We start from the raw sequence: 26,519 nt of genomic DNA on the forward strand, positions 1-26,519 counted from the left end.
CTGGTATATAAGGTCGGATTATGGCGTCTTATACTGATCCACTTGAGCAAGCAAATACCTCTACTGATGACCACATCAGACTCGACCCACGTCAAAACCATGATGATCCCTTACTCGATTCGCTAATGATTGTGTGCAAATTGCACAACGTCATCACCAGCCGAAATGTATTAACCGCCGGTTTACCGCTTGAAGCACACCGACTGACCCTGAGCGCATTTCCGCGAGCCGCTCAGCGCGCGGGGTTAAAAGCGCGTGTGCTGCAGAGGCCGCTGGAAAAAATTACCGCCCTCTCGCTGCCGGCCATCGTGCTGCTCAAAAACGATCAGGCCGCGGTGCTGATCGGCTGGGATGATCAACAGCGCGCCCGCCTGCTATCCGCCGAAACCGAAGGTGGCGAAAAGGTGCTTGAGCGCGAAACGCTGGCGGAGAACTACAGCGGGAAAACGATTTTTATTCAGCCGGGACATGAGTTCGGCAGTCAACCTACGGCGACCATTCCTCGCACCAAATCCTGGTTTAAAGACACGTTAAAACTATCGAAATTCCTCTATCTTGATTCGATCGTCGCCAGTTTTATCATCAACGTGATCGCCATTGCCACGCCGCTGTTCGTGATGAACGTTTATGACCGCGTGGTGCCCAATCAGGCGACCGCCACCCTCTGGGTGCTGGCTATCGGCATTTCGATCGCCTTTGTTTTTGATTTTATTCTTAAAATTTTACGCGGTATCTGTCTCGATATCGCGGGAAAAAAGACCGATCTGATTGTCTCGGCAGCGCTGTTTGAACGCCTGCTCGGAATGAAGATGAAGCAGCGCCCTCAACGCGTCGGCGGCTTCACACAGCAATTCCAGGAATACCAATCCATTCGGGATTTTCTTTCATCGCTAACGCTCACCATGCTCATCGACTTCCCGTTCACGCTGTTGGTGCTGCTGGTTATTGCCATTGTCGGCGGTCCGCTCGCGTTCATTCCTCTGCTGTGCTATCCCATCGCATTGGTTGTGAACTGGCTGATCCAGAAGCCTTTACAAACACAGGTTCAGAAAACATATCGCTTGTCGACAGAGCGACAGGCCATGCTGGTTGAGACGCTAACGGGTCTGGATGCCATCAAGGTCAACAATGCGCAAAGCGAGCGTCAGTACCAGTGGGAACAAATTATCGGCCAACTTAGCAAGCTGGAGCTGCGGGTAAAATCGCTCTCCTATATTGCTGTCAACTTTACCGCCTGGGTCCAAAAAATTGCTGGCGTGGCGATGATTATCGTTGGGGTTTACAGCATTATCGCCGGTAATCTCAGCATGGGGGGGCTCATCGCCTGCTACCTGCTCAACCGTCGCGCAATGATGCCGATTGGCCAGCTGTGTAGCCTGATCACCCGCTACCAGCGCGCCAAAATGACCAAAGCGACCATCGACCGCATGATGGATCTGGAGCAAGAGGTCGAAGAAAATGAAGTGCCGTTGAAGCGCGAGACGCTGACTGGCGCCATCGAATTTCGCGACGTCAGCTTCCACTATCCGCAAAACCAGTACCTGTCACTCAACGGTATTTCGTTGAAAATTGAGCCGGGTGAGAAGGTCGGGATTATTGGCCGTAGCGGCTCCGGAAAAAGCTCGCTGGCCAAGCTGCTGGTTGGCTTCTACCAACCTGACGGCGGCACCATTCTGATTGACGGCATCGACGCTCGTCAGCTCGACGTCAATGACGTCCGCCATAATATCGGCTACGCGCCGCAGGATATTCACCTGTTCAGCGGCACGCTGCGCGACAACCTGTTAAGCGGTGCCAGCTACGTGGATGAAGAGACCATGCTGCGCGCCGCCACGCTGGCGGGCGTGCATGAATTCGCTCGTCGTCACCCGTCCGGCTATAACATGCAGGTCGGTGAGCGCGGGATGAATCTTTCCGGCGGCCAGCGACAGGCCGTGGCCCTGGCTCGCGCGCTGCTGCTCGATCCGCCGGTGCTGCTGATGGATGAGCCGACCAGCTCCATGGATAACACCAGCGAAGATCTGATTAAGAAGTCGCTAGCCCCCATGGTCAGCAATAAAACGCTGCTGCTGGTCACCCACCGCGCCTCCTTGCTCACGCTGGTCGACCGACTGATCATCCTCGACAATGGCAAAATCATCGCCGATGGTCCGAAAGAAAGCGTGATGAACGCACTGAAGAAAGGACAAATTCATGCGCAACGCTAACCGACTTACCCGCTTTATGAAGTGGTTGTTTGGCGACAAAAACGCGTCAACGCTCACTGCTAACGAGGTGAATAAGGCGCTCATTGATGATTCCCCACGCGTGGTGCGAATCACCCTGTGGGCCATTCTCGGCTTCTTTATCATCATGATTGCCTGGGCATCACTGGCCGATATTGATGAAGTCACGCGTGGTGACGGCAAAGCGATACCCTCCTCGCGCCTGCAAAAAATCCAGAACCTGGAGGGCGGTATTGTCGCCGAGGTCTTCGTGCACGAAGGTGAAGTGGTCAAAGCCGGCGCGCCGCTGCTGCGTCTGGACGATACCCGTTTTCGCTCTAATGCTGGCGAGTCCGAGGCCGATCGTCTGGCGCTGGAGGCCCGTATTCAACGTCTGACCGCCCAGTTGGATAATAAAGAAACCCTGACGCTCTCACCCGAAATTCTGAATAAAACGCCGGATATCGCCAACGGCGAAATGGAACTGTTCGCCAGCGTCAACAAGCGCATTCAGAGCGAACTGTCCGGGCTGAACGAACAGCTGGTGCAGAAGAAACAGGAGCTGCTGGACTATCAGGCAAAAGGCGCACAGTACCGCCGCAGCCTGGGCCTGTTACAGCAGGAAATCAGCATGTCTGAGCCACTGGTCGCCAAGGGGGCGATTTCCAAAGTGGAAGTTCTGCGTCTGCGTCGTTCTGAAGTCGAAACCCGCGGACAGCTTGAGTCCGTGACGCTGGCCGTCCCCAGAGCCGAAGCGGCGATCAAAGAGATTGAGAGCAAAATCAGCGAGACGCGTGGACGCTATCGCAGCGAAGCGCTGTCGCAGCTCAATGAAGCCCGTACCGATCTCAGTAAAACCGAAGCTTCCGGCAAGGCGATTGAAGACCGTGTCAACCGTACTCTGGTGACTTCGCCGGTGCGCGGCATCGTGCAGCAGCTGATGGTCAACACCATCGGCGGCGTTATCCAGCCGGGGAACGACCTGGTGGAGATCGTGCCGCTGGACGACACGCTGCTGGTCGAAGCGAAAATCCGCCCACAGGACATCGCGTTTTTACGCCCTGGGCAGGAAGCGATGGTCAAATTCACCGCCTATGACTACACCATCTACGGCGGGCTGAAGGCTAAGCTGGAACAGATAAGCCCCGATACGGTCACCGACAAAGACGGTAAGAGTTTCTATGTCATCCGTCTGCGCACCGAAAAAAACCACCTGGGCAGCGACGAGAAACCGCTGATTATTATCCCGGGGATGGTGGCGTCGGTGGATATCATCACCGGTAAGAAAACCATTCTCTCCTACCTGCTGAAGCCGATTCTGCGCGCGAAAGCAGAAGCGTTCCGCGAACGTTAAGCATAAAAAAAACCCGGCGTACTGCTGTACGTCCGGGTTATCGCTCGTTATGTCGGTCGGCGCTGTCGTCCGGCAGCGCGGAAGACGTTACTCGTTAATCTTCGGATGCTGCATTACCAGCTGCGAGCGTTTCTCCTGCAGCGCGGCAATTTCCGCATCAATATCTTCAATCTTGTGCTCAATATGGTCGTGATGTTCCTGAAGAATCTCACGCGCTTCCTCAATGTCCGAGGCCGCAGGCGTCGCGCCCTTCAGCGGACGGTTGGCGGTCTCTTTCATCATCACGCCGGTAATCAGACCAATTACCGCAATCACCATCAGATAGTAAGCCGGCATCATCAGGTTCTGCGTCGACTCCACCAGCCAGGCCGCCAGCGTAGGCGTCAGACCGGCCACCAGCACCGAGATGTTAAAGGCGCTGGCCAGCGCGCTGTAGCGAATGTGGGTTGGGAACATCGCCGGTAACGACGACGCCATCACCCCGGTGAAGCAGTTCAGGATCACCGCGAGCAGCAGCAGGCCGGAGAAAATCAGACCAATGGAGTTACTGTTAATCAGGATAAATGCCGGAATCGAGAACACCAGCAACGCCACGCTACCCACCACGACAAATGGGCGACGGCCAAAGCGGTCGCTCAGCAGCCCCATCACCGGCTGCACAAACAGCATACCGATCATAATGGCGATGATGATCAGCACCCCGTGGTCTTCGGAGTAGTGCAGGTTATGCGACAGGTAGCTCGGCATGTAGGTCAGCAACATGTAGTAGGTGACGTTGGTCGAGATAACCAGACCGATACAGGCCAGCAGGCTACGCCAGTGCTTGGTCGCAATTTCTTTAAACGAGACTTTCGGCCCGTCCTGTAAACCCTGACGGTCGCCCTGCTCGAGTTTATCCACGTGCTGCTGGAACGCTGGCGTCTCTTCCAGCGCATGACGCAGGTAAAGACCGATAATCCCCAGCGGCAGCGCGACGAAGAACGGAATACGCCAGCCCCACTCGAGGAAGTTCGCCTCACCCACTGCCGTAGAGAGCAGAACCACCAGCCCTGCGCCCATCACAAACCCGGCGATAGAACCAAAGTCCAGCCAGCTGCCCATAAAGCCGCGCTTACGGTCCGGCGAGTATTCCGCTACGAAGATCGACGCTCCGGTATATTCGCCGCCGACCGAGAAGCCCTGCGCCATTTTACACAGCAGCAGCAACACCGGCGCCCAAATACCAATGGACTCATATGACGGAATAAGGCCGATACAGAATGTACTGAGCGACATAATAATGATGGTGATAGACAGAATCTTCTGTCGACCGTATTTATCCCCTAGCATCCCGAAGAACAAACCGCCCAACGGACGTATCAGGAAGGGAACAGAGAAGGTCCCCAGCGCGGCAATCATCTGCACGCTTGGGTCAGCGTCCGGGAAGAAGACTTTACCCAGCGCGTAGGCCACAAATCCATAGACCCCGAAATCGAACCACTCCATCGCGTTGCCCAACGAGGCTGCGGTGATTGCTTTGCGTAGTTTGGCATCGTCGATAATGGTGACGTCACGTAGCGTGATCGGTTTTACTTTTTTCCTTCTAAGCATGGTTTTCCTCGTTCAATTTCGCCTTGAACGCACACCCAGTGGGGGCAAACGGCAAGGCGTTTGCGAAGGTGCGTAAAGGGAACCGTGGCAAGTCTGGTTCCGTTTATCCAAGCGTAGCAGGTTTGCATGTCGGCGTTGGAGTATGTTCTCCGACAATCAAACCTGTTGGGCCTGATGGCGAGTCTGTCAGTTAATAAGGTGCCTCTCGAAAAATATCCCGCAGAGAGGCAATCCTATTTACCCTAACAGCGATTAATATTGTGATCAACTTAACAAAAGAGTGACACTCGCCACAGCGCCGAAATATTTCGCTCACTTTCCCCCTATCGAATGCCGCTTCACCAGTGGAAAAACCGGGCAAATCACCTCCTTTCCCCCCTCATTTAAGAAAAAAAATATTTCAGAATCTTTCACAAAGAATTCACAGCGCAATTCAATTTCACCATAGCGCATTTCTCATTTATGAAATGTGTGATCTATATAACTAAAACATCGTTTTATTTTCATTGAATCAGTATTCCAGTAAATGCATTATAGCGTCCGAAACAGCTTTAAACATGCCAGAAAATTTCTTCTTAACCGGAGTGCGCTGGCATGAAAACACCAGATGATAGCAACATAAATAACTGAAATTATTATACTTAATCTCTTCTGCCGTCAGAGGACGGTACGAGGCGAGGATGCCAGATGAAAATTAAAGCAACAATGGAACGAATCCCAGGCGGGATGATGCTTATCCCGTTACTGTTAGGCGCGGTATTAAATACCTTCGCACCGAGCACCGGCGAATATTTCGGATCTTTCACCAAAGGCATGATCGGCGGAACGGTGCCTATTCTGGCCGTCTGGTTCTTCTGCATTGGGGCATCCATTGATTTACGTGCCACCGGGACGGTATTACGTAAATCCGGCACCCTGGTACTGACCAAAATCGCCGTTGCCTGGGTTGTGGCAATGATTGCGGCCATGTTCATTCCGGATACGGGTATTCAGACCGGTTTCTTCGCCGGACTTTCCGTTCTGGCGATTGTCTCAGCAATGGATATGACCAACGGCGGCCTGTATGCCAGCCTGATGAATCAGTATGGTACTAAAGAAGAGTCAGGCGCTTTCGTCCTGATGTCGCTGGAATCCGGCCCGCTGATGACGATGGTTATCCTCGGTTCTGCTGGCCTTGCTTCTTTCGAGCCGCACCACTTTATCGGCGCCGTGCTGCCGTTCCTGATTGGTTTCACCCTCGGCAACCTGGACCACGACCTGCGTGCATTCTTCAGCAAAGCGACGCCGGTACTGATTCCATTCTTCGGCTTTGCGCTGGGTAATACCATCAACCTGAGCGTGATTCTCGACACTGGCCTGCTGGGTATCGTACTGGGTGTTGCCGTTATCGTTATCACCGGTATTCCGCTGATTATTGCTGACCGCGTCATCGGTGGCGGTAACGGCACCGCAGGTGTCGCCGCCTCCTCCGCAGCGGGCGCTGCCGTGGCAAACCCGGTGATTATTGCGCAGATTAACCCATCGTTCGCCCCGGTCGCCGCCTCCGCGACGGCGCTGGTTGCCGCCAGCGTAATTGTCACCGCGATTCTGGTGCCGATTATTACCGCGCTGTATGCGAAACGTTATGGCGCACCAAAACCAGCAGACGCCGAAACGCAGGTAATACCGGAGTCCGCGCACCACTGATCGGTTCCCTCTCCCCTCGGGGGAGAGGGTGAATTTCCCCGCCATTCCTCATCCCGTCCGGGATAACACCGACAAATGCAGGGTTTTATTGTATAATCAGGGCTATTTTCGGCGATTTGCCGTTTTTTCAGGCCCTTGCCTTTCGCACTGCACTTTTGAGGAAACACTCCATGTCATTACCCCACTGCCCACAATGCAACTCCGAATACACCTACGAAGACAACGGCATGTTCATCTGCCCGGAATGCGCACACGAGTGGAACGATGCTGAACCCGCACAAGACAGCGACGCGCTGATCGTCAAAGACGCTAACGGCAACCTGCTGGCCGACGGCGACAGCGTCACCGTCGTCAAAGACCTGAAGGTCAAGGGCAGCTCTTCCATGTTGAAGATCGGCACCAAAGTGAAGAACATCCGCTTGGTCGAAGGCGACCACAACATCGATTGCAAAATTGACGGCTTTGGCCCAATGAAGCTGAAATCTGAGTTTGTGAAAAAGAACTGATCCCTACAGGCGGGAAAGCACTTTCCCGCCTGGTTACTTTGCCTCAGCAGCACCTAGACTTAATGAGCGACTCTTACCTGAGGTAACGATTATGCCGTTAAGTCCCTATCTCGCCTTTTCCGGAAACTGCGCCGATGCCATTGCCTACTATCAGCAGGCGCTGGGTGCGGAACTGCGCTACAAAATCACCTTCGGCGAAATGCCGCCCTCATCGATGGATGATGAAGGTGGATGCCCCTCCGGACTGAAATTCCCCGACAGCGCCATTGCTCACGCCAACGTCCACATCGCCGGCAGCGATATCATGATGAGCGACGGTATCTCCCCGGACGACGCCCACTACGCGGGCTTCACGCTGGTGCTCGACACTCAGGACGTTAAAGAAGGTAAACGCTGGTTCGATAATCTCGCCGCCAACGGCAAGGTAGAAATGCCGTGGCAAGAGACCTTCTGGGCACACGGGTTTGGCCGTGTAATCGACCGGTACGGCGTACCGTGGATGATTAACGTGGTCAAACAACAAGAGCCGACGCTCTGACAACGCGGGAGGCGGCGGCCTCCCTTCCTGTCATCGAATTCCCGTCAATTATTCATCATCGAGTCATCCCGCCTTAACCCAAATGTCACATGAGTTCGCCACGATGGGGCCACCTTTTTTGAGGGTCCCAATATGCAAACCATGATTCGCGTTGAAAAACTCAACAAGACGTTCAACCAGCACCAGGTACTACACGCTATTGATTTGAACGTTCACGCCGGTGAGATGGTGGCTCTGCTTGGCCCGTCCGGTTCTGGCAAATCCACCCTTTTACGTCATCTGAGCGGCCTCATCGTCGGCGATAAAACGCCGGAGTGCCGTATTGAGTTGCTGGGCAAAACCGTACAGCAGGCGGGCCGTCTGGCGCGCGACATCCGTAAGAGCCGCGCCCACACCGGCTATATCTTCCAGCAGTTCAACCTCGTTAACCGCCTGAGCGTTCTGGAGAACGTGCTGATTGGCGCGCTCGGCAGCACGCCTTTCTGGCGCACCTGCTTGGGCTGGTTCACCCGCGAGCAGAAACAGCGTGCTTTACAGGCATTAACCCGCGTCGGCATGGCGCATATGGCCCACCAGCGTGTATCAACGCTGTCCGGCGGCCAGCAGCAGCGCGTGGCCATTGCCCGTGCGCTGATGCAGCAGGCGAAAGTGATCCTCGCCGACGAACCTATCGCCTCGCTGGACCCGGAATCGGCGCGCATCGTCATGGACACGCTGCGCGACATTAACCAGACCGACGGCATCACCGTGGTGGTGACGCTGCATCAGGTCGACTATGCGCTGCGCTACTGCGAACGCATCGTCGCGCTGCGCCAGGGACAGGTGTTCTACGACGGCAGCAGCCAGCAGTTTGATAACGAACGTTTTGACCATCTCTACCGCAGCATAAACCGCGTCGAACAGAACGCGCAGGCTGCTTAACGTCCCCACAATGAGGAATGGAAATGAGTTATAAAGCGGTTGCCGCGCTGGCCTTCACCAGCATGTTTAGCCTCAGCACCCTGTTCAGCCCCGTGCATGCGGAAGAACAGGAAAAAGCGCTGAACTTCGGCATTATTTCGACGGAATCACAGCAGAACTTAAAGCCACAGTGGGAACCGTTCCTGAAGGACATGGAAAAGTCGCTGGGCGTAAAGGTGAACGCTTTCTTCGCCCCGGACTATGCGGGCATCATTCAGGGCATGCGCTTCAATAAAGTGGATATCGCCTGGTACGGTAACCTCTCGGCGATGGAAGCGGTGGACCGCGCCAACGGCCAGGTGTTCGCCCAGACCGTCGCCGCCGACGGCTCGCCGGGCTACTGGAGCGTGCTGATCGTCAACAAAGACAGCCCGATCAACAACCTCAACGACCTGCTCGCCAAACGCAAAGAGCTGACCTTCGGCAACGGTGACCCGAACTCCACCTCCGGCTTCCTCGTCCCTGGCTACTACGTCTTCGCCAAAAACAACGCCTCCGCCAGCGATTTCAAGCGCACGGTCAACGCCAGCCATGAAACCAACGCCCTGGCCGTCGCCAACAAGCAGGTGGATGTGGCCACCAACAACACCGAAAACCTCGACAAGCTGAAGGTCTCCGCGCCGGACAAGCTGAAAGAGCTGAAGGTTATCTGGAAGTCGCCGCTGATCCCAGGCGACCCGATTGTGTGGCGCAAAAACCTCTCTGAATCCACCAAGGACAAGATCTACAGCTTCTTTATGAACTACGGCAAAACGCCGGAACAGAAAGCGGTGCTGGAACGTCTGGGCTGGGCGCCGTTCCGCGCTTCCAGCGATCTCCAGCTGCTGCCGATTCGCCAGTTGACCCTGTTTAAAGAGATGCAGACGGTGAAGGGCAACAACACGCTGAACGCCGCGGATAAAGCCACGAAGACCGCCGAGATTCAGGCGCGGCTGAACGACCTTGACCGTACCACGGCGGCGATTGGCGCGATGACGTCGGTGACTAAAGCGGTGCAGTGATCGATCCCCTCTCCCCCGTGGGGAGAGGGAGAACTAACCACGGAGCTCAACCATGCAACACACCATCACCATCCCCCCACCCAAGCGCAGCTGGTTCTCGCTGATTAGCTGGGCCATCCTGCTGGCGGTGCTTGTCGTCTCCTGGAAAGGGGCGGAAATGAACCCGGTGACCCTGTTCACCGACGCGGGCAACATGGCGACTTTCGCCGCCGACTTCTTCCCGCCGGACTTCAGCCAGTGGCAGGACTACCTCAGCGAGATGGCCGTCACCCTGCAAATCGCCGTCTGGGGCACCGCGCTGGCGGTGGTGCTCTCCATCCCCTGCGGCCTGATGAGCGCCGAAAACCTCGTGCCGTGGTGGGTTTACCAGCCGATGCGTCGGCTGATGGACGCCTGCCGCGCGATCAACGAAATGGTCTTCGCCATGCTGTTCGTCGTGGCCGTCGGCTTAGGCCCCTTTGCTGGCGTGCTGGCGCTGTTTATTCACACCACCGGCGTGCTCTCCAAGCTGCTTTCCGAAGCGGTGGAAGCGATTGAACCCGGCCCGGTTGAAGGCATCCGCGCCACCGGCGCCAACAAAATCGAAGAGATCCTCTACGGCGTGCTGCCGCAGGTGATGCCGCTGCTCATCTCCTACTCGCTCTATCGCTTCGAGTCCAACGTCCGTTCCGCCACGGTGGTCGGGATGGTGGGTGCAGGCGGTATCGGCGTCACATTATGGGAGGCGATTCGCGGCTTTCAGTTCCAGCAAACCTGCGCATTGATGGTGCTGATCATCGTCACCGTCAGCCTGCTGGATTTCCTCTCCCAGCGTTTGCGTAAGCACTTCATCTGATTAGCGAGGTCTTGTTGACTATGCACCTGTCTACACATCCGACCAGTTATCCAACGCGTTATCAAGAGATTGCCGCTCGCCTGGAGCAAGAGCTGCGCCAGAACTACCGCTGCGGCGACTACCTGCCCGCCGAGCACCAGCTGGCGGCGCGCTTTGCCGTGAATCGTCACACCCTGCGTCGCGCCATCGACCAACTGGTGGAGAAAGGCTGGGTTCAGCGCCGTCAGGGCATTGGCGTGCTGGTGCTGATGCGCCCGTTTGACTACCCGCTGAACGCTCAGGCGCGTTTTAGCCAGAACCTGCTCGACCAGGGCAGCCACCCCACCAGCGAAAAGCTGCTGTCGGTACTGCGCCCGGCCTCCGGCCATATCGCCGAAGCGCTGGGCATAGCCGAAGGCGACAACGTTATTCACCTGCGCACGCTGCGCCGGGTCAACGGCGTGGCGCTGTGTCTGATCGACCACTATTTTGCTGACCTCACGCTGTGGCCCACGCTGCAAAGCTTCAGCAACGGTTCGCTGCACGACTTTCTGCGCGAGCAAACCGGTATTGCGCTCAAACGCAGTCAGACCCGCATCAGCGCACGTCGGGCGCAGGCCAAAGAGAGCCAGCGCTTAGAAATTCCCAACATGGCGCCCCTGCTGTGCGTGCGCACCCTGAACCATCGTGAAGGCAACGACCAGGTGATGGAGTACTCCGTCAGCCTGACCCGCGCCGACATGATCGAATTTATTATGGAGCACTGAATGCACCTCGATACCGCAACCCGTCAGCACTGGATGTCGGTGCTGTCTCACAGTAAGCCCGAGAGTCTGGCGGCAAAAATGGTTGCCCTGAATATCCGTGCCGACTACGAAACCCTCCGCGCCCCGGAAACCGGCCTGGTCCAGCTACAGGGACGCATGGGCGGCACCGGCGAACGCTTCTTTGCCGGTGACGCCACGCTAACCCGCGCTGCCGTGCGCTTGAGCAACGGGACCGTGGGCTACAGCTGGGTGCTGGGGCGCGATAAAGCCCACGCCGAGCGCTGCGCACTGATTGATGCGCTGATGCAGCAGCCCAGCCATTTTCAAACCTTATCAGAAACCCTGATTACCCCGCTGGAAGCCGACCGTACCGCGCGTATTGCCGCACGTCAGGCTGAAATTAACGCCAGCCGGGTCGACTTCTTTACGCTGGTTCGCGGAGATAACGCATGACCCTGGAAACCGCTTTTACCCTTCCCGTGCAGGATGCCCAGCACAGCTTTCGTCGCCTGTTAAAAGCCATGAGCGAGCCGGGCGTGATCGTCGCGCTGCATCAGCTCAAGCACGGCTGGCAGCCGCTGAATATTGCCACCACAAGCGTGCTGCTGACCCTGGCCGACAATGACACGCCGGTGTGGCTGTCCAATACGCTGCATAACGATATCGTCAGCCAGAGCCTGCGTTTTCACACCAACGCGCCGCTGGTTGAGCAGCCGCAGCAGGCGACTTTCGCCGTCTCAAGCGACACCATCAGCAGCGAGCAGCTAAACGCCCTGTGTGAAGGCAGCGCGGTGGCGCCGGAAACCAGCGCCACGCTGATTGTGCAGGTCCCCAGTCTCAGCGGCGGGCGCATGCTGCGCCTGACCGGTGCGGGTATCGCCGAAGAACGGATGATCGCCCCGCAGCTGCCGAACTGCATTCTGCATGAACTGACCGAACGTCCGCACCCGTTCCCGCTCGGCGTGGATCTGATCCTCACCTGCGGCGAGCGTCTGCTGGCCATTCCACGCACTACTCACGTCGAGGTTTGCTGATATGTACGTTGCCGTCAAAGGGGGCGAGAAGGCGATAGCCGCCGCCCACGCGCTACAGGAACATCGACGCCGGGGCGACACCGTGCAGCCGGAACTCAGCGTCGCTCAGATTGAACAGCAGCTTAACCTGGCGGTAGACCGGGTGATGACCGAAGGCGGCATCGCCGACCGCGAGCTGGCGGCACTGGCGCTGAAGCAGGCCAGCGGCGACAACGTTGAAGCCATTTTTTTGCTGCGCGCCTATCGCACCACGCTGGCGAAACTGGCGGTGAGCGAGCCGCTGGAGACGGGCAATATGCGCCTGGAACGCCGTATTTCCGCCGTCTATAAAGACGTACCGGGCGGCCAGCTGCTCGGCCCGACCTACGACTACACCCACCGACTGCTGGACTTTACCCTGCTGGCGAACGGTGAGACCCCGCCCCTGCAAACCGTCGACTCAGAACAGGCTGCCGCCCCGCATGTCTTCAGCCTGCTGGCAAGCCAGGGACTGGCAAAGACGGAAGAGGACAACGGCGCAACGCCCGACGATATCACCCGCACGCCGCCGGTCTACCCGTGCTCGCGCTCCTCACGTCTCCAGCAGCTGATGCGCGGCGACGAAGGCTACCTGCTGGCGCTGGCCTACTCCACCCAGCGCGGCTACGGGCGCAACCATCCGTTTGCTGGTGAGATCCGCAGCGGCTATATCGACGTTTCAATCGTGCCCGAAGAGTTGGGTTTTGCGGTGAACGTCGGCGAACTGTTGATGACGGAATGCGAAATGGTCAACGGCTTCGTCGACCCGGCTGACGAACCGCCGCACTTCACCCGTGGCTACGGTCTGGTGTTTGGCATGAGCGAGCGCAAAGCGATGGCGATGGCGCTGGTCGACCGCGCATTGCAGGCTCCGGAGTATGACGAGCACGCCGTCGGCCCGGCGCAGGATGAAGAGTTTGTCCTCGCCCACGCCGATAACGTCGAAGCCGCCGGTTTCGTCTCGCACCTCAAACTCCCCCACTACGTCGATTTCCAGGCCGAACTGGAACTGTTGAAACGCCTGCAACGGGAGCAGAAAAATGGCTAATCTCAGCGGCTATAACTTTGCCTACCTTGATGAACAGACCAAGCGCATGATCCGCCGCGCCATCCTCAAAGCGGTGGCGATCCCCGGCTATCAGGTGCCGTTCGGCGGCCGCGAAATGCCGATGCCGTACGGCTGGGGCACCGGCGGCATTCAGATCACCGCCAGCGTGATTGGTGAAGCGGATGTGCTGAAAGTGATTGACCAGGGCGCGGATGACACCACCAACGCCGTCTCCATCCGCCAGTTTTTCCAGCGCGTGACCGGGGTGAACACCACCGAGCGCACCGAAGACGCCACCTTGATCCAGACGCGCCACCGGATCCCGGAAACGCCGCTGGCGGAGGATCAGATCCTGATCTTCCAGGTGCCGATCCCCGAACCGCTACGCTTTATCGAACCGCGCGAAACCGAGACCCGCACCATGCACGCGCTGGAAGAGTACGGCGTGATGCAGGTGAAGCTGTATGAAGATATCGCCCGCTTCGGCCATATCGCGACCACCTATGCCTACCCGGTGAAGGTCAATGGCCGCTACGTCATGGACCCATCGCCAATCCCCAAATTCGATAACCCGAAGATGGACATGATGCCTGCGCTACAGCTGTTTGGCGCCGGGCGCGAGAAGCGTATCTACGCCGTGCCGCCGTTTACCCGCGTTGAAAGCCTCGATTTTGACGACCATCCGTTCACCATCCAGAGCTGGGACGAGCCTTGCGCCATCTGCGGTTCGCAGCACAGCTATCTCGATGAAGTGGTGCTCGACGACAGCGGCAAACGCATGTTTGTCTGCTCCGACACCGACTACTGCCGCCAACAGAGCGAGGCGAAAAACGCATGACGCAACCATTACTCTCCGTTGACCGCCTGACCCATCTCTACGCGCCGGGCAAGGGCTTCAGCAACGTCTCCTTTGATCTGTGGCCGGGCGAAGTGCTGGGCATCGTCGGCGAATCCGGCTCCGGTAAAACCACGCTGCTGAAATCCATTTCGGCGCGTCTGACGCCGCAGGAAGGGGAAATTCGCTACCGGGACCGTTCGCTGTACGCGATGACCGAAGCCGACCGCCGCCGTCTGCTGCGCACCGAATGGGGCGTGGTGCACCAGCACGCGATGGACGGCCTGCGTCGTCAGGTGTCGGCGGGCGGCAATATCGGCGAACGGCTGATGGCCACCGGCGCACGCCATTACGGCGATATCCGCGCCACCGCCCAGCGCTGGCTGGAGGAAGTGGAGATCCCGGCGTCGCGCATCGACGACCTGCCCACCACGTTTTCCGGCGGGATGCAGCAGCGTTTGCAGATTGCCCGCAACCTCGTCACCCACCCAAAGTTGGTGTTTATGGATGAACCCACCGGTGGGCTGGACGTGTCGGTGCAGGCGCGCCTGCTCGACCTGCTGCGCGGCCTGGTGGTGGAGCTGAACCTGGCGGTGGTGATTGTCACCCATGATTTGGGCGTCGCGCGGCTGCTCGCCGACCGTTTGCTGGTGATGAAGCAGGGCCAGGTGGTGGAAAGTGGGCTTACCGATCGGGTGCTCGACGATCCGCATCATCCGTACACCCAGCTGTTGGTGTCGTCGGTGTTGCAGAATTAACCATCGCGCGGCGGATTTTCTCCCTCTCCCTTTCAGGGAGAGGGCCGGGGTGAGGGTAATAACGCACGGATAAAACAGCGGCTTCCCCTCACCCTAACCCTCTCCCCAAAGGGGCGAGGGGACTGTCCGTGCTCTTTTTTAAGTTTGTCAGCATCCTAAAACGGTTGTAGGCCTGATCCATCAGGCAATCGAACGCACAATTGCTTAAAGAGGCTAAAAATGAACGCGATCCGCGTCGAAAATGTCAGTAAAACCTTTGTTCTGCACCAGCAAAACGGCGTCCAGCTTCCGGTGCTGCGCAACGCCTCGCTCACCGTCAACGCCGGCGAGTGCGTGGTGCTGCACGGCAACTCCGGCAGCGGTAAATCCACCCTGCTGCGCTCGCTGTATGCCAACTATCTGCCGGATGAAGGCCATATTCATATTAAACACGGCGACGAATGGGTCGACCTAGTGAGCGCTCCGGCGCGCAAGGTGGTGGAAGTGCGCAAAACCACTGTCGGCTGGGTCAGCCAGTTTCTGCGGGTGATCCCGCGAATTTCCACGCTGGAAGTAGTGATGCAACCGCTGCTCAATACTGGCGTGCCGCGCGAAACCTGTGCCGCCAAAGCCGCCCAGTTGCTAAGCCGGCTGAACGTACCAGAGCGTCTGTGGCATCTCGCGCCGTCGACCTTCTCCGGCGGCGAGCAGCAGCGCGTCAACATCGCCCGCGGTTTTATCGTCGACTACCCGATTCTGCTGCTCGACGAACCTACTGCCTCGCTGGACGCCAAAAATAGCGCCGCGGTGGTGAGCCTTATCGAAGAAGCCAAATCGCGCGGTGCGGCCATCGTCGGTATTTTCCATGACGAAACCGTCCGCAATCAGGTCGCTGACCGCCTCCACCCAATGGGTACACCTGCATGATTATCAATAACGTAAAACTGGTGCTTGAGAATGATGTGGTCCACGGTTCGCTGGAGGTACATGACGGGGAAATCCGCGCCTTCGCCGAAACCCAGAGCCGTCTACCGGAAGCCTTCGACGGTGAAGGCGGCTGGCTGCTGCCGGGGCTGATCGAGCTGCATACCGATAATCTGGATAAATTCTTCACCCCACGCCCGAAGGTGGACTGGCCCGCCCATTCCGCCATGAGCAGCCACGACGCGCTGATGGTCGCCAGCGGCATCACCACCGTGCTGGACGCGGTAGCCATTGGCGATGTGCGCGACGGCGGTGATCGTCTGGAGAACCTCGAGAAGATGATTAACGCGGTGGAAGAGACGCAGAAACGCGGTCTCAACCGTGCCGAGCATCGTCTGCATTTGCGCTGCGAACTGCCGCACCACACCACGCTGCCGCTGTTTGAAAAACTGGTCGGTCGCGAGCCGGTGACGCTGGTGTCGTTAATGGACCACTCTCCCGGCCAGCGCCAGTTCGCCAATCGTGAGAAGTACCGGGAATACTATCAAGGTAAGTACTCACTGACTGACCAGCAGATGCGTCAGTACGAAGAAGAACAGCTGCAGCTTGCCGCACGTTGGTCGCAGCCTAACCGTGCCGCCATTGCCGGCATGTGCCGTGACCGCAACATCGCGCTGGCCAGCCATGACGATGCGACTCATGAACACGTGGTGGAATCGCATCAGTTAGGCAGCGTTATCGCCGAATTCCCCACTACCTTTGAAGCCGCCGAGTCATCACGCCGCCACGGCCTGAACGTGCTGATGGGCGCGCCAAATATCGTGCGCGGCGGTTCGCACTCCGGCAACGTCGCGGCGCATAAGCTGGCGGAACTGGGGCTGCTGGATATCCTCTCTTCCGACTACTATCCGGCCAGCTTGCTGGACGCCGCCTTCCGCGTTGCCGATGACCAGCAAAATGCCTTTACCCTGTCGCAGGCCATCAATCTGGTGACAAAAAACCCGGCGCGCGCGCTGAACCTGCAAGACCGCGGGGTGATTGGCGAAGGTAAACGCGCCGATCTGGTGTTGGCGCATCGCAAAGGCGAGCACATCCATATCGACCACGTCTGGCGTCAGGGTAAAAGGGTATTCTGATGAAAGGAAAACTGATCTGGTTAATGGGGCCCTCCGGCTCCGGCAAAGACAGCCTGCTGGAAGTGCTTCGTCAGCAGGAACATACGCAGCTGTTGGTTGCCCATCGCTACATAACCCGTCCGGCCAACGCCGGCTGCGAAAACCACATCGCATTGAGTGAGCAGGAATTTTTTACCCGTGCCGGACACAACCTGCTGGCCCTGAGCTGGCATGCTAACGGCCTGTATTACGGCGTGGGCGTGGAGATCGATCTGTGGCTGCACGCCGGGTTCGATGTCATCGTCAACGGCTCGCGCGCGCATCTGGCGCAGGCCAAAGCGCGCTACGGCAACGCCCTGCTGCCAGTGTGCTTGCAGGTTTCGCCGCCGATTCTGCGCGAACGTCTTCAGGCCCGCGGGCGCGAGAACGGTATGGAGATTGCCGCCCGGCTGGAGCGTGCCGCCCGCTATGCGCCAGAAAACTGCCATACGCTCAATAACGACGGAAGTTTGCTACAGTCAGTGGATATTTTACTGACCCTGATGGGACGCAAGGAGAAAGACCATGCCTGTCTGTGAGCTGCGCCATGCCACGTTCGAGGATATTGATGACGTTTACGCGCTGATGTGCGAACTAAAGCAAGCCGAATTCGACAAAGACGCCTTTTACACCGGTTTCGCCGCCAATCTTCAGGATCCGCATCTGCACTATCAGTTGGCTCTGCTGGGCGGCGAGGTTGTCGGCATCATCAGCCTGCATTTGCAGTTTCATCTGCATCATGCCAACTGGATAGGCGAGATTCAGGAGCTGGTCGTCATGCCATGCGCGCGCGGTTCAGGCGTCGGCAGCCAACTGCTGAGCTGGGCTGAGGAGACTGCACGTGAGGCCGGCGCGGAGATGACCGAGTTGTCCACCAGTACCAGGCGACTCGACGCCCATCGTTTTTATCAGCGTGAGGGTTATGCCCCCAGCCACATTCGATTCACCAAAGCGCTATGAGGATGTTGTATGAGTTTAACCCTCACCCTCAGCGGTACCGGCGGCGCGCAGGGTGTGCCCGCCTGGGGCTGCCATTGTCCGGCCTGCGTGCGCGCCCATCGCGCGCCGCAGTATCGCCGTAAAGCCTGCAGCGGCGTTGTCCGCTTCAACGATGCGGTCACGTTAATTGATGCCGGCCTGCCCGACCTCGCCGAACGTTGGCCCGCCGGCTCTTTCCAGCAGTTTTTACTCACCCACTATCATATGGATCACGTTCAGGGGTTGTTTCCGCTGCGCTGGGGCGTAGGCGAGACGGTGCCGGTGTACGGCCCACCGGATGAACTGGGCTGTGACGATCTGTTCAAACATCCCGGCCTGCTGGATTTCAGCCATACCGTGGAGCCCTTCGTGGTGTTTGACTTGCAGGGATTGCAAATTACGCCGGTACCGCTGGAACACTCGAAGCTGACCTTCGGCTATCTGCTGGAGACGCCACACAGCCGTGTCGCCTGGCTTTCAGATAGCGCCGGGCTGCCCGATAAGACGCTCACTTTCTTAAGCAATAACCAGCCGCAGGTGATGGTCATTGATTGCAGCCATGCGCCCCGCGAGCAGACGCCGCGTAACCACAGCGATTTAGCGACGATCGTGGCGTTAAATGAATCGATCCGCTGCCCGCACGTGGTACTCACCCATATCAGCCACCAGTTTGATGAATGGATGATGACGCACCTGCTGCCGCCCGGCATTGAAGCAGGCTACGACGGCATGGAAATTCGCCTCGCCTAGCGATCGTAATCGTCATCAAGACGCCGCTCATCGTCTGACAGCTGACGACGCTCCTGATCGAGCTGTCGCTGGCGGTCATCTAACTGACGTCGGCGATCGTCCAGCTGGCGGCGACGATCGTTATATTGCTGGCTGCTTTGGGAACGACTGCCGCGATCGTCATAAGATCGGTCATCGTCGTCATCACGGCTTGAGCGATCGCTGCTGGGGTTGTACGCATCGTTGATCGCCTGCTGAATATTGCCAATGGCATCGTCGATAATATCCGCGCGCGCCAGCTGGCTGGTCAGCGAGAGCGAACAAAGCATCACTGCGGTTAGATAACGTTTCATAGGGACGGTCTCATCGGGGGAGCTGCCTGTAGAGTAGGCAAGCCGCGGCTGGCGGAGTAGCGGAGGAATCTCAATTCTACAGCGTGCGTAACGATAACAATTAAATATTAAATTCCATAAAATATATGGGTATTTTATTCATTCAGTTTTAAGCACAAATACCTTATAAAAATAACGATCGCCCTCACAAACAAACCTCTCAAATTATCAAAATAGCCACTAGTATAGATCGCCATATCTCAGGCGCTGGTTGTTTGCCGAATAATTCATAACATTAATAATGAAAGGGAGTTTTATATGAATAACTCTAGGTTATTCCGTTTCAGCAACGTGTTTATTGCCGTTGGTGTCGCCAGTGGCCTGTTGATAAATAACGCCTTCGCAGCCGAAATGCCGAAAGAAGCCACGCAATATACCCATGAAATTAATCAGCAGTATGCTAAATCCTTACCCTTTAGCAATCGTCAGGATTTTGAAGATGCCCAGCGCGGGTTTATCGCGCCGCTGTTGAATGAAGGGGTGCTAAAAAACGACGAGGGTAAAACCTACTACCGTGCCTATGATTATAAATTCGATATCAATGCGCCAGCGCCGGATACCATTAACCCGAGCCTGTGGCGTCAAACGCAAATAAACGGTATTTCCGGGCTGTTTAAAGTGACCGACCGCATGTACCAGGTGCGCAGTCAGGACATCTCGAATATCACCTTTATCGAAGGTGATACGGGGATTATTGTTATCGACCCGCTGGTCTCCGCGCCAGCCGCTAAAGCCAGCCTCGACCTCTACTTCCAACACCGTCCGCACAAGCCGATTGTCGCCATCATTTATACCCATAGCCACGTTGACCATTATGGCGGCGTAAAAGGGCTCGTCTCGGAAGATGACGTGAAATCCGGTAAGGTGCAGATCATCGCCCCCGCGGGCTTTATGGAGGAAGCGATCAGCGAGAACGTGATGGCAGGCAACATCATGGGTCGACGCGCCACATACTCCTACGGCCTGCTGCTGCCTAAGAACGCCAGCGGTAATATTGGCAATGGTCTCGGTGTTGCCGTAACGGGTGGCTATCCAACGATTATTGCGCCGACAAAAAGCATCACCAAAACGGGCGAAAAGCTGACCATCGACGGTCTGGAGTTTGATTTCCTGATGGCGCCAGGCAGCGAAGCCCCGGCGGAGATGCACTTCTATATTCCGGCGCTGAAAGCGCTGTGCACGGCGGAAAACACCACCCACACGCTGCACAACTTCTATACCCTGCGTGGCGCGAAAACTCGCGATACCGCGAAGTGGTCCGAGTATTTAAATCAGACGCTGGATATGTGGGGCAGTCAGGCCGACGTACTGTTTATGCCGCACACCTGGCCGGTGTGGGGAAATAAACAGATTAACGACTATATTGGCAAATATCGCGACACCATTAAGTATATTCACGACCAGACGCTGCACCTGGCAAACCAGGGCTATACGATGAATGAGATCGGCAACATGATTAAGTTGCCGAAAAACCTGGAAGATAACTGGGCCAGCCGCGGCTATTACGGCTCGGTTAGCCATAACGCTCGTGCGGTCTATAACTACTATCTCGGCTACTTCGACGGTAACCCCGCCAACCTGAACCCTTACGGCCAGGTTGAGATGGGCAAACGCTATGTGAAAGCGCTGGGCGGCGAGGAGCACGCGATTCAGCTGGCGCGTGAAGCCTTCGACCAGGGCGACTATCGCTGGACCTCAGAGCTGTTAAAACAGGTCATCGCCGCCGATCCAACCAATAAAACCGCCAGAAACCTGCAGGCTGACGCCTTCGAACAGCTGGGCTATCAGGCGGAATCCGCCACCTGGCGCGGCTTCTATCTGACCGGTGCAAAAGAGTTGCGCGACGGCGTCGCTAAGCTGCCGGTGGGCGCTACCGCGTCGCCGGATACCCTGAAGGGGATGACCGTCGAAATGCTGATGGACTATCTTGCTGTTAGCCTCGACAGCCACAAAGCCGACGGGAAAAACATTAATATCAACTTTAACCTCGACAACAACGATAATCTGAACCTCGCATTAAACGATAGCGTACTTAACTATCGTAAAACGCTGCGCAGCAATGCCGATGCGTCGTTCTATATGAGCCGGAACGATCTGCATGCCGTGCTGCTGGGCCAGGTGAAAATGAGTGATTTAATCAAACAGAAAAAAGTCAACGTGATTGGCAACGCCAAAAAGCTCGACGAGATTCTGTCCTGTATGGACAAATTTGATTTCTGGGTCAATATCGTGACGCCGAATTAATCGAGGAATAGTCCAGGGGCCTTGCCCCCTGGATATGTTAGATTCACAGAATAAATATATATAAAGCTCATCTTTAATTTGTGAATAAGTTATTAATGCGGTTCAGTGACAAATCACTGCCGTCTTAATAAACAAATCGCCATACTAAGATTTATTTATTCATAAACATTCACTCAAAATATTATTCGATATACACAGGATCGTATTTCATTATGCAAACAGCAAAGTCCCGCGTCGTGACGAGGCTAAAAGGAATAAGTGGTCTCGGTTCAGCTCTCTTATTAACAGGGTGTTCATTGTCACCATCCATTCCCGTTATTGGCGCTTATTACCCTGACTGGCTGTTCTGTATTTTAGCCGGCGTTATTCTCACGCTAATCACCCGGCGAGTTATCGTCAGCAAAACAGGTTCAACGCTGGCATTTCCTGCGGTTATCTACACCGCCCTTTTTGTCCTCTACTCCATGCTGTTCTGGCTGGTTTTTTTCTAATTTACGTTGAGATGCGCTCATGGAAAGCTCGCTGAAAAAAGCTCCACGCAATAAACTTCCGGCCCTGCTGTTAGCCCTGCTTGCACTGGTCGTCCTGATTTTCGTCATCTGGCGGGTCGATAGCAAACCGGCTACCGACGATGCCTACGTTTCCGCCGACACGATCGACGTAGTTCCGGAAGTCAGCGGACGTATTGTGGAACTGGCGGTGGTTGATAACCAACAGGTGAAACAGGGCGACCTGCTGTTCCGCATCGACCCTCGCCCTTATGAAGCCAGCCTGGCCAAAGCGGAAGCCTCGCTAGCGGCGCTGGATAAACAGATCATGCTGACTCAACGCAGCGTGGATGCGCAGAAATTTGCCGCCAGCTCCGTCGAGGCGACGGTGAGTAAAGCCCGCGCTGCCGCCAAACAGGCCAGTGATACACTTAAGCGCACCGAACCGCTGTTAGCGCAGGGTTTTGTCTCCGCCGAAGATGTTGACCGCGCCAGAACGGCGCAGCGTGCCAGCGAAGCTGACCTCAATGCGGTGTTGCTACAGGCACAGCAAGCCGCCAGCGCGGTCAGCGGCGTGGATGCGCTGGTCGCCCAGCGCGTTGCCGTCCAAGCCGATATTGCGTTAACCAAACTGCATCTTGAAATGGCGACGGTACGCGCGCCGTTTGATGGCCGCGTGGTGTCGCTGAAAACGTCCATCGGCCAGTTCGCCTCCGCAATGAAGCCCATTTTCACCCTGATCGACACGCGCCACTGGTACGTAATCGCCAACTTCCGCGAAACCGAGCTGAAAAACATTCACGCCGGTACGCCAGCAACGCTACGCCTGATGAGCGACAGCGGTAAAACCTTCAGCGGCAAAGTCGACTCCATTGGCTTCGGCGTGCTGCCGGACGACGGCGGCATCGTGCTGGGCGGGCTGCCTCGCGTCTCCCGTTCAATCAACTGGGTACGCGTAGCCCAGCGTTTTCCGGTCAAAATCATGGTCGATAAACCGGATGCGGAGCTGTTTCGCATCGGCGCATCGGCGGTTGCCAGCCTTGAGCCGCAATAATGAATATATTCCATTATCTGCCTCTGCCGCTGGTCAGGCTGCTGGCATTTTTCCATGAAGAGCTCAGCGAGCAGCGGCCAGGGCGGTTGCCGCAAACGATCCAGCTGTGGACAGGCTGCCTGCTGGTCGTGCTGATCTCAATGACCTTCCAGATCCCATTTCTGGCGATCTCGCTGGCGGTGCTGTTTTACGGCGTGCAGTCCAACGCGTTTTACACCAAATTTGTGGCGATCCTGTTCGTCGTGGCTACCGTCATGGAAATCGCCAGCCTGTTTTTGATCTACAAATGGGCGTACAGCTACCCCTTGATCCGCATGATCGTCGCCAGTCTGGTGGTGCTGGGCAGCATGTTTATGATGCGCACCCACAAGTTGGGGCTGCTATTTTTCGCCGTCGCCATTATCGCGGTATATGGCCAGACTTTCCCCGGGATGCTTGACTATCCTGAGATCGTCGTGCGGCTGACGCTATGGTGCATTGTGGTCGGTCTCTATCCCACGTTGCTGATGGTTCTGCTGGGAGTCCTCTGGTTTCCGAGCCGCGCCGGAAACCAGATGCGCGAAGCGCTGCATGCCAGGCTTGCCGATGCGCTCCGTCATCTGACGGCGGGCGCAGCGCCGCTGGCGGAAAAGTACGTTGAGCGAGAAGCGCTGGCGCTGCAAAAGCTCAACGTGTTCTGTATGGCCGATGACGCTGAATGGCGAAAACGTAGCGCCTGGTGGCAAAGCTGCGTCGCGACTGTGACCTATCTGTACAGCACGCTCAACCGCTTTCACGGTGATGCGGCGGAACAGCATCCAGCGCTAATGCAAAAACTGAGCGGCGAAATCACTGCGCTGCAGCAGGCCATCTCGCAGGGTGAAGTCTGGCAAAGTCGCTGGGTATTAAGCGCAGAAGAACGCAAAGCCGCGTGCGAGTGTGGGCTGGAAAACGTTTGTCACCAGCTTCTTGAACTGGGTCGTCTGGATCCTGACACGCCAGCGACACCCGCGGCTAAAGAGCCGTCAATGGCGGCTGACGCATTCAGCAACCCGGCCTACATTCGCTATGCGCTGAAAACGTTATTGGCCTGTATGATTTGCTATGTCTTCTATTCCGGCGTCGATTGGGAAGGCATCCATACCTGCATGCTCACCTGCATTATTGTCGCCAACCCCAGCATCGGTTCGTCATATCAGAAAATGGCGCTGCGCTTTGGCGGGGCGCTGTGCGGCGCGGTGCTGGCACTGCTGGTGACGATATTCATCATGCCGTGGCTGGACAATATCGTAGAACTGCTGTGCCTGCTGGCGCCAATACTGCTGATTGCCTCGTGGATTGCCACCGGCTCCGAACGGTCGTCCTACATCGGCACCCAGATAATCGTCACCTTCGCCTTAGCCACCCTCGAGAACGTTTTTGGCCCGGTTTACGATCTGGTTGAGATCCGCGATCGCGCGGTCGGTATTCTGGTCGGCACCGCCGTTTCGGCGGTGATCTACACCTTTATCTGGCCGGAAAGCGAAGCTGGCGCGCTACCCAAAAAACTGTCGACGGCATTAGGTATGCTCAGCAAAATGCTGCGCGTCCCACAGCAGGATCCCACCACTCAGCGCAGTTGGCTACAGTTGCGCATTGGCTGCCATGCGGCTCTCAATAGCTGTGAGGAAATGTGCGATCGCGTGGCGCTGGAACGTCAATTGCCCGACGAAACGCGTCTGCAGTTGCTAAACCATAGCCGAAGCGTTATTCGCCAGGGACGTAAAATTCTCTATGCCTGGGACAACGCGCCGGCTCCAGACCCGCGTCTGGCGGACGCGCTGGAGCACTATGCGGCGAGCCTGGCTACGGGCACCAGTACGCCACCGTCTTCCGACATCGATACATCATCGACCTCATCCGAACAGGCGCAACGCGTGATGCAGCAGATAGCCCGTTTACCCGACTGGACTCGTCCGGCACCAACGCTCGCCGGGAAACAGGCGCAAGGAGCCCTATCACAATGACCCGTCACTTTTCTTGTTTATTGCTATGCGGCCTGCTTACCGGCGCCACGGCGCTCTCCGGCTGCGCGTTAATCCGTAAAGATTCCGCCCCGCATGCGCAGCTTCAGCCAGAGCAAATCAAGCTGGCCGATGATATCCATCTGGCGAGCCAGGGCTGGCCACAGGCGCAGTGGTGGCGGCAGTTTAACGATCCGCAGCTCACAGCGCTGATTGATAAGACGCTCGCCGGTTCGCATACACTGGCCGAGGCAAAGCTGCGTGAAGACAAAGCGCAAGCGCAGGCCGACCTGCTGGAAGCCGGTTCACAGCTGCAAATGGCAGCCTTAGGCATGATTAACCGCCAGCGCGCCTCCGCCAATGGCTTCCTTGGCCCCTACGCGCTGGACGCCCCGCGGCTGGGGATGGATGGTCCGTACTACACGGAAGCCACCGTCGGCTTAGTTGCCGGGTTTGATCCCGACCTGTGGGGCGCGCACCGCTCCGCCGTTTCAGCGGCCATTGGCGCGCAGAACGCCAGCCTCGCAGAAACCGCGGCGGTAGAACTGTCGCTCTCCGTCGCCGTCGCGCAGCTGTATTACAGCATTCAGGCCAGCTATCAGATGCTCGACCTGCTGGAGCAAACCCGCAGCATCATTGACTACGCGGTACAGGCGCATCAGAGCAAAGTCGCGCAGGGCCTGGAAGCCAAAGTGCCGTACCACGGCGCACGGGCGCAGATCCTGGCGGTAGAGAAACAAATTGCGGCCACCAAAGGGCAAATCAAAGAAACTCGCGAATCGCTGCGCGCGTTGATGGGCGCGGGTGCCGACGGGTTACCGGAGATTAAGCCCGTGGCACTGCCGCAGGTACAAGCGGGCGTTCCCGCTACGCTCTCCTACGATCTGCTCGCCCGTCGCCCGGATCTTCAGGCCATGCGCTGGTACGTGCAGGCCTCGCTCGACCAGGTCGACGCCGCGCGGGCGCTGTTCTATCCGAGCTTTGATATCAAAATGTTCTTTGGCCTCGACGCCATTCATATCGACGATCTGTTCAAGGGGACCAGTCGGCAAATTAACTTCATCCCCGGCCTGCGCCTGCCGCTGTTCGACGGCGGTCGCCTGAACGCCAACCTGCAAAACACGCGCGCCAGCAGCAACATGCTGATTGAGCGCTACAACCAGTCGGTGCTCAACGCGGTGCGCGACGTGGCGATCGGCGGTACGCGCCTGCAAACGCTGAGCGATGAACGGCAGATGCAAGCCGAGCGCGTCGAGGCGATGCGCTATGGTCAAAGCGCCGCCGAAGCCGCCTTTAACCGCGGTCTTGGCAGTCGGTTACAGGCTACCGAAGCGCGCCTGCCGGTACTCGCCGAGCAAATGTCGCTGCTGATGCTCGACACCCAGCGGGTGATTCAGAGCCTACAGCTGATTAAATCCCTCGGCGGCGGCTATCAAAGCAGCCCGGCCAAGCCGCAGTAGCGTCGACGTCACGCCAGCTCGC

The 26,519-nt window shown here is 57.2% G+C and carries 26 protein-coding genes; 24 read left to right on the top strand and 2 right to left on the bottom strand.

What is annotated here, in order from left to right; genetic code table 11:
* The first annotated feature begins 20 nt into the window (after positions 1-20).
* A complete protein-coding gene (locus GY169_RS21630; RefSeq protein ID WP_167577086.1) occupies positions 21-2,207 on the top strand; it encodes a type I secretion system permease/ATPase in 2,187 nt (728 codons plus the stop codon).
* A gap of 16 nt (positions 2,208-2,223) precedes the next feature.
* The gene (locus GY169_RS21635; RefSeq protein ID WP_223804113.1) at positions 2,224-3,558 is read left to right on the top strand and encodes an HlyD family type I secretion periplasmic adaptor subunit; all 1,335 of its coding nucleotides are present in this window, start codon (positions 2,224-2,226) and stop codon (positions 3,556-3,558) included.
* Between the two features lie 87 nt (positions 3,559-3,645).
* Here GY169_RS21635 and proP read toward each other — a convergent pair whose 3' ends face one another.
* Complete coding sequence (proP, locus tag GY169_RS21640; RefSeq protein WP_065356608.1) at positions 3,646-5,148, bottom strand: glycine betaine/L-proline transporter ProP; 1,503 nt, start codon at positions 5,146-5,148, stop codon at positions 3,646-3,648.
* A gap of 687 nt (positions 5,149-5,835) precedes the next feature.
* Between proP and kdgT the strand changes: the two genes are divergently transcribed.
* The 17 genes from kdgT (at position 5,836) to phnP (ending at position 18,898) form a co-directional block, all read left to right on the top strand.
* Positions 5,836-6,834, top strand: a complete 999-nt coding sequence (gene kdgT / locus GY169_RS21645; protein WP_163447499.1) for a 2-keto-3-deoxygluconate transporter — start codon at positions 5,836-5,838, stop codon at positions 6,832-6,834.
* A 170-nt stretch (positions 6,835-7,004) separates the two neighbouring features.
* Positions 7,005-7,340 (top strand): zinc ribbon domain-containing protein YjdM, encoded by a 336-nt coding sequence (locus tag GY169_RS21650; protein ID WP_064546752.1) that lies wholly within the window; start codon positions 7,005-7,007, stop codon positions 7,338-7,340.
* A gap of 91 nt (positions 7,341-7,431) precedes the next feature.
* On the top strand, positions 7,432-7,878 hold the full coding sequence (yjdN, locus tag GY169_RS21655; protein WP_163447500.1) for a VOC family metalloprotein YjdN: 447 nt from the start codon (positions 7,432-7,434) through the stop codon (positions 7,876-7,878).
* Between the two features lie 132 nt (positions 7,879-8,010).
* Entirely contained in the window at positions 8,011-8,799 is a 789-nt protein-coding gene (phnC, locus tag GY169_RS21660; protein ID WP_167577088.1) for a phosphonate ABC transporter ATP-binding protein, read from the top strand.
* Between the two features lie 23 nt (positions 8,800-8,822).
* A complete protein-coding gene (gene phnD / locus GY169_RS21665) occupies positions 8,823-9,839 on the top strand; it encodes a phosphonate ABC transporter substrate-binding protein (protein WP_167577089.1) in 1,017 nt (338 codons plus the stop codon).
* 52 nt (positions 9,840-9,891) lie between these two features.
* Positions 9,892-10,674 (top strand): phosphonate ABC transporter, permease protein PhnE, encoded by a 783-nt coding sequence (gene phnE / locus GY169_RS21670; protein WP_167577090.1) that lies wholly within the window; start codon positions 9,892-9,894, stop codon positions 10,672-10,674.
* A 20-nt stretch (positions 10,675-10,694) separates the two neighbouring features.
* Positions 10,695-11,420 carry a phosphonate metabolism transcriptional regulator PhnF gene (phnF, locus tag GY169_RS21675; RefSeq protein ID WP_167577091.1) on the top strand — a complete coding sequence of 242 codons (726 nt, stop codon included), beginning with the start codon at positions 10,695-10,697 and terminating at the stop codon, positions 11,418-11,420.
* Positions 11,421-11,873: a phosphonate C-P lyase system protein PhnG gene (gene phnG, locus GY169_RS21680; RefSeq protein ID WP_163447505.1), complete on the top strand. Its 453-nt coding sequence runs from the start codon at positions 11,421-11,423 to the stop codon at positions 11,871-11,873.
* Positions 11,870-12,454, top strand: coding sequence for a phosphonate C-P lyase system protein PhnH (gene phnH / locus GY169_RS21685; RefSeq protein WP_163447506.1), 585 nt, complete (start codon positions 11,870-11,872; stop codon positions 12,452-12,454). The genes phnG and phnH overlap by 4 nt, the downstream gene beginning before the upstream one ends.
* Before the next feature lies 1 nt (position 12,455).
* The gene (locus GY169_RS21690; protein ID WP_167577092.1) at positions 12,456-13,520 is read left to right on the top strand and encodes a carbon-phosphorus lyase complex subunit PhnI; all 1,065 of its coding nucleotides are present in this window, start codon (positions 12,456-12,458) and stop codon (positions 13,518-13,520) included.
* On the top strand, positions 13,513-14,358 hold the full coding sequence (gene phnJ, locus GY169_RS21695) for an alpha-D-ribose 1-methylphosphonate 5-phosphate C-P-lyase PhnJ (protein WP_163447508.1): 846 nt from the start codon (positions 13,513-13,515) through the stop codon (positions 14,356-14,358). Before GY169_RS21690 ends, phnJ begins: the two co-directional genes overlap by 8 nt.
* Positions 14,355-15,113: a phosphonate C-P lyase system protein PhnK gene (phnK, locus tag GY169_RS21700; protein WP_167577093.1), complete on the top strand. Its 759-nt coding sequence runs from the start codon at positions 14,355-14,357 to the stop codon at positions 15,111-15,113. The genes phnJ and phnK overlap by 4 nt, the downstream gene beginning before the upstream one ends.
* Positions 15,114-15,332: 219 nt before the next feature.
* A complete protein-coding gene (gene phnL, locus GY169_RS21705; protein ID WP_167577094.1) occupies positions 15,333-16,019 on the top strand; it encodes a phosphonate C-P lyase system protein PhnL in 687 nt (228 codons plus the stop codon).
* On the top strand, positions 16,016-17,152 hold the full coding sequence (phnM, locus tag GY169_RS21710) for an alpha-D-ribose 1-methylphosphonate 5-triphosphate diphosphatase (RefSeq protein ID WP_167577095.1): 1,137 nt from the start codon (positions 16,016-16,018) through the stop codon (positions 17,150-17,152). The genes phnL and phnM overlap by 4 nt, the downstream gene beginning before the upstream one ends.
* Entirely contained in the window at positions 17,152-17,709 is a 558-nt protein-coding gene (gene phnN, locus GY169_RS21715; RefSeq protein WP_167577096.1) for a ribose 1,5-bisphosphokinase, read from the top strand. Before phnM ends, phnN begins: the two co-directional genes overlap by 1 nt.
* Positions 17,696-18,130, top strand: a complete 435-nt coding sequence (phnO, locus tag GY169_RS21720) for an aminoalkylphosphonate N-acetyltransferase (RefSeq protein ID WP_167577097.1) — start codon at positions 17,696-17,698, stop codon at positions 18,128-18,130. The genes phnN and phnO overlap by 14 nt, the downstream gene beginning before the upstream one ends.
* 9 nt (positions 18,131-18,139) lie before the next feature.
* The gene (gene phnP, locus GY169_RS21725; protein WP_167577098.1) at positions 18,140-18,898 is read left to right on the top strand and encodes a phosphonate metabolism protein PhnP; all 759 of its coding nucleotides are present in this window, start codon (positions 18,140-18,142) and stop codon (positions 18,896-18,898) included.
* Here the strand turns inward: phnP and yjdP are convergent.
* The gene (gene yjdP, locus GY169_RS21730) at positions 18,895-19,230 is read right to left on the bottom strand and encodes a DDRRRQL repeat protein YjdP (RefSeq protein ID WP_163447514.1); all 336 of its coding nucleotides are present in this window, start codon (positions 19,228-19,230) and stop codon (positions 18,895-18,897) included. The two genes, phnP and yjdP, sit on opposite strands and share 4 nt — an antisense overlap.
* Before the next feature lie 297 nt (positions 19,231-19,527).
* On the opposite strand from yjdP, the gene GY169_RS21735 reads away from it, so the two are divergent.
* The 5 genes from GY169_RS21735 (at position 19,528) to GY169_RS21755 (ending at position 26,497) form a co-directional block, all read left to right on the top strand.
* Complete coding sequence (locus GY169_RS21735; protein ID WP_167577099.1) at positions 19,528-21,513, top strand: alkyl/aryl-sulfatase; 1,986 nt, start codon at positions 19,528-19,530, stop codon at positions 21,511-21,513.
* Between the two features lie 212 nt (positions 21,514-21,725).
* Positions 21,726-22,004 carry a YtcA family lipoprotein gene (locus GY169_RS21740; RefSeq protein WP_163447516.1) on the top strand — a complete coding sequence of 93 codons (279 nt, stop codon included), beginning with the start codon at positions 21,726-21,728 and terminating at the stop codon, positions 22,002-22,004.
* A 19-nt stretch (positions 22,005-22,023) separates the two neighbouring features.
* Positions 22,024-23,055, top strand: coding sequence for a multidrug transporter subunit MdtN (mdtN, locus tag GY169_RS21745; protein ID WP_163447517.1), 1,032 nt, complete (start codon positions 22,024-22,026; stop codon positions 23,053-23,055).
* Positions 23,055-25,040: a multidrug efflux transporter permease subunit MdtO gene (gene mdtO / locus GY169_RS21750; protein ID WP_167577100.1), complete on the top strand. Its 1,986-nt coding sequence runs from the start codon at positions 23,055-23,057 to the stop codon at positions 25,038-25,040. Before mdtN ends, mdtO begins: the two co-directional genes overlap by 1 nt.
* A complete protein-coding gene (locus GY169_RS21755) occupies positions 25,037-26,497 on the top strand; it encodes an MdtP family multidrug efflux transporter outer membrane subunit (RefSeq protein WP_167577101.1) in 1,461 nt (486 codons plus the stop codon). Before mdtO ends, GY169_RS21755 begins: the two co-directional genes overlap by 4 nt.
* Positions 26,498-26,519: the final 22 nt, after the last annotated feature.

This window comes from Kluyvera genomosp. 3, from assembly GCF_011765685.1.
In the GTDB taxonomy this organism is placed as follows: domain Bacteria; phylum Pseudomonadota; class Gammaproteobacteria; order Enterobacterales; family Enterobacteriaceae; genus Kluyvera; species Kluyvera georgiana_A.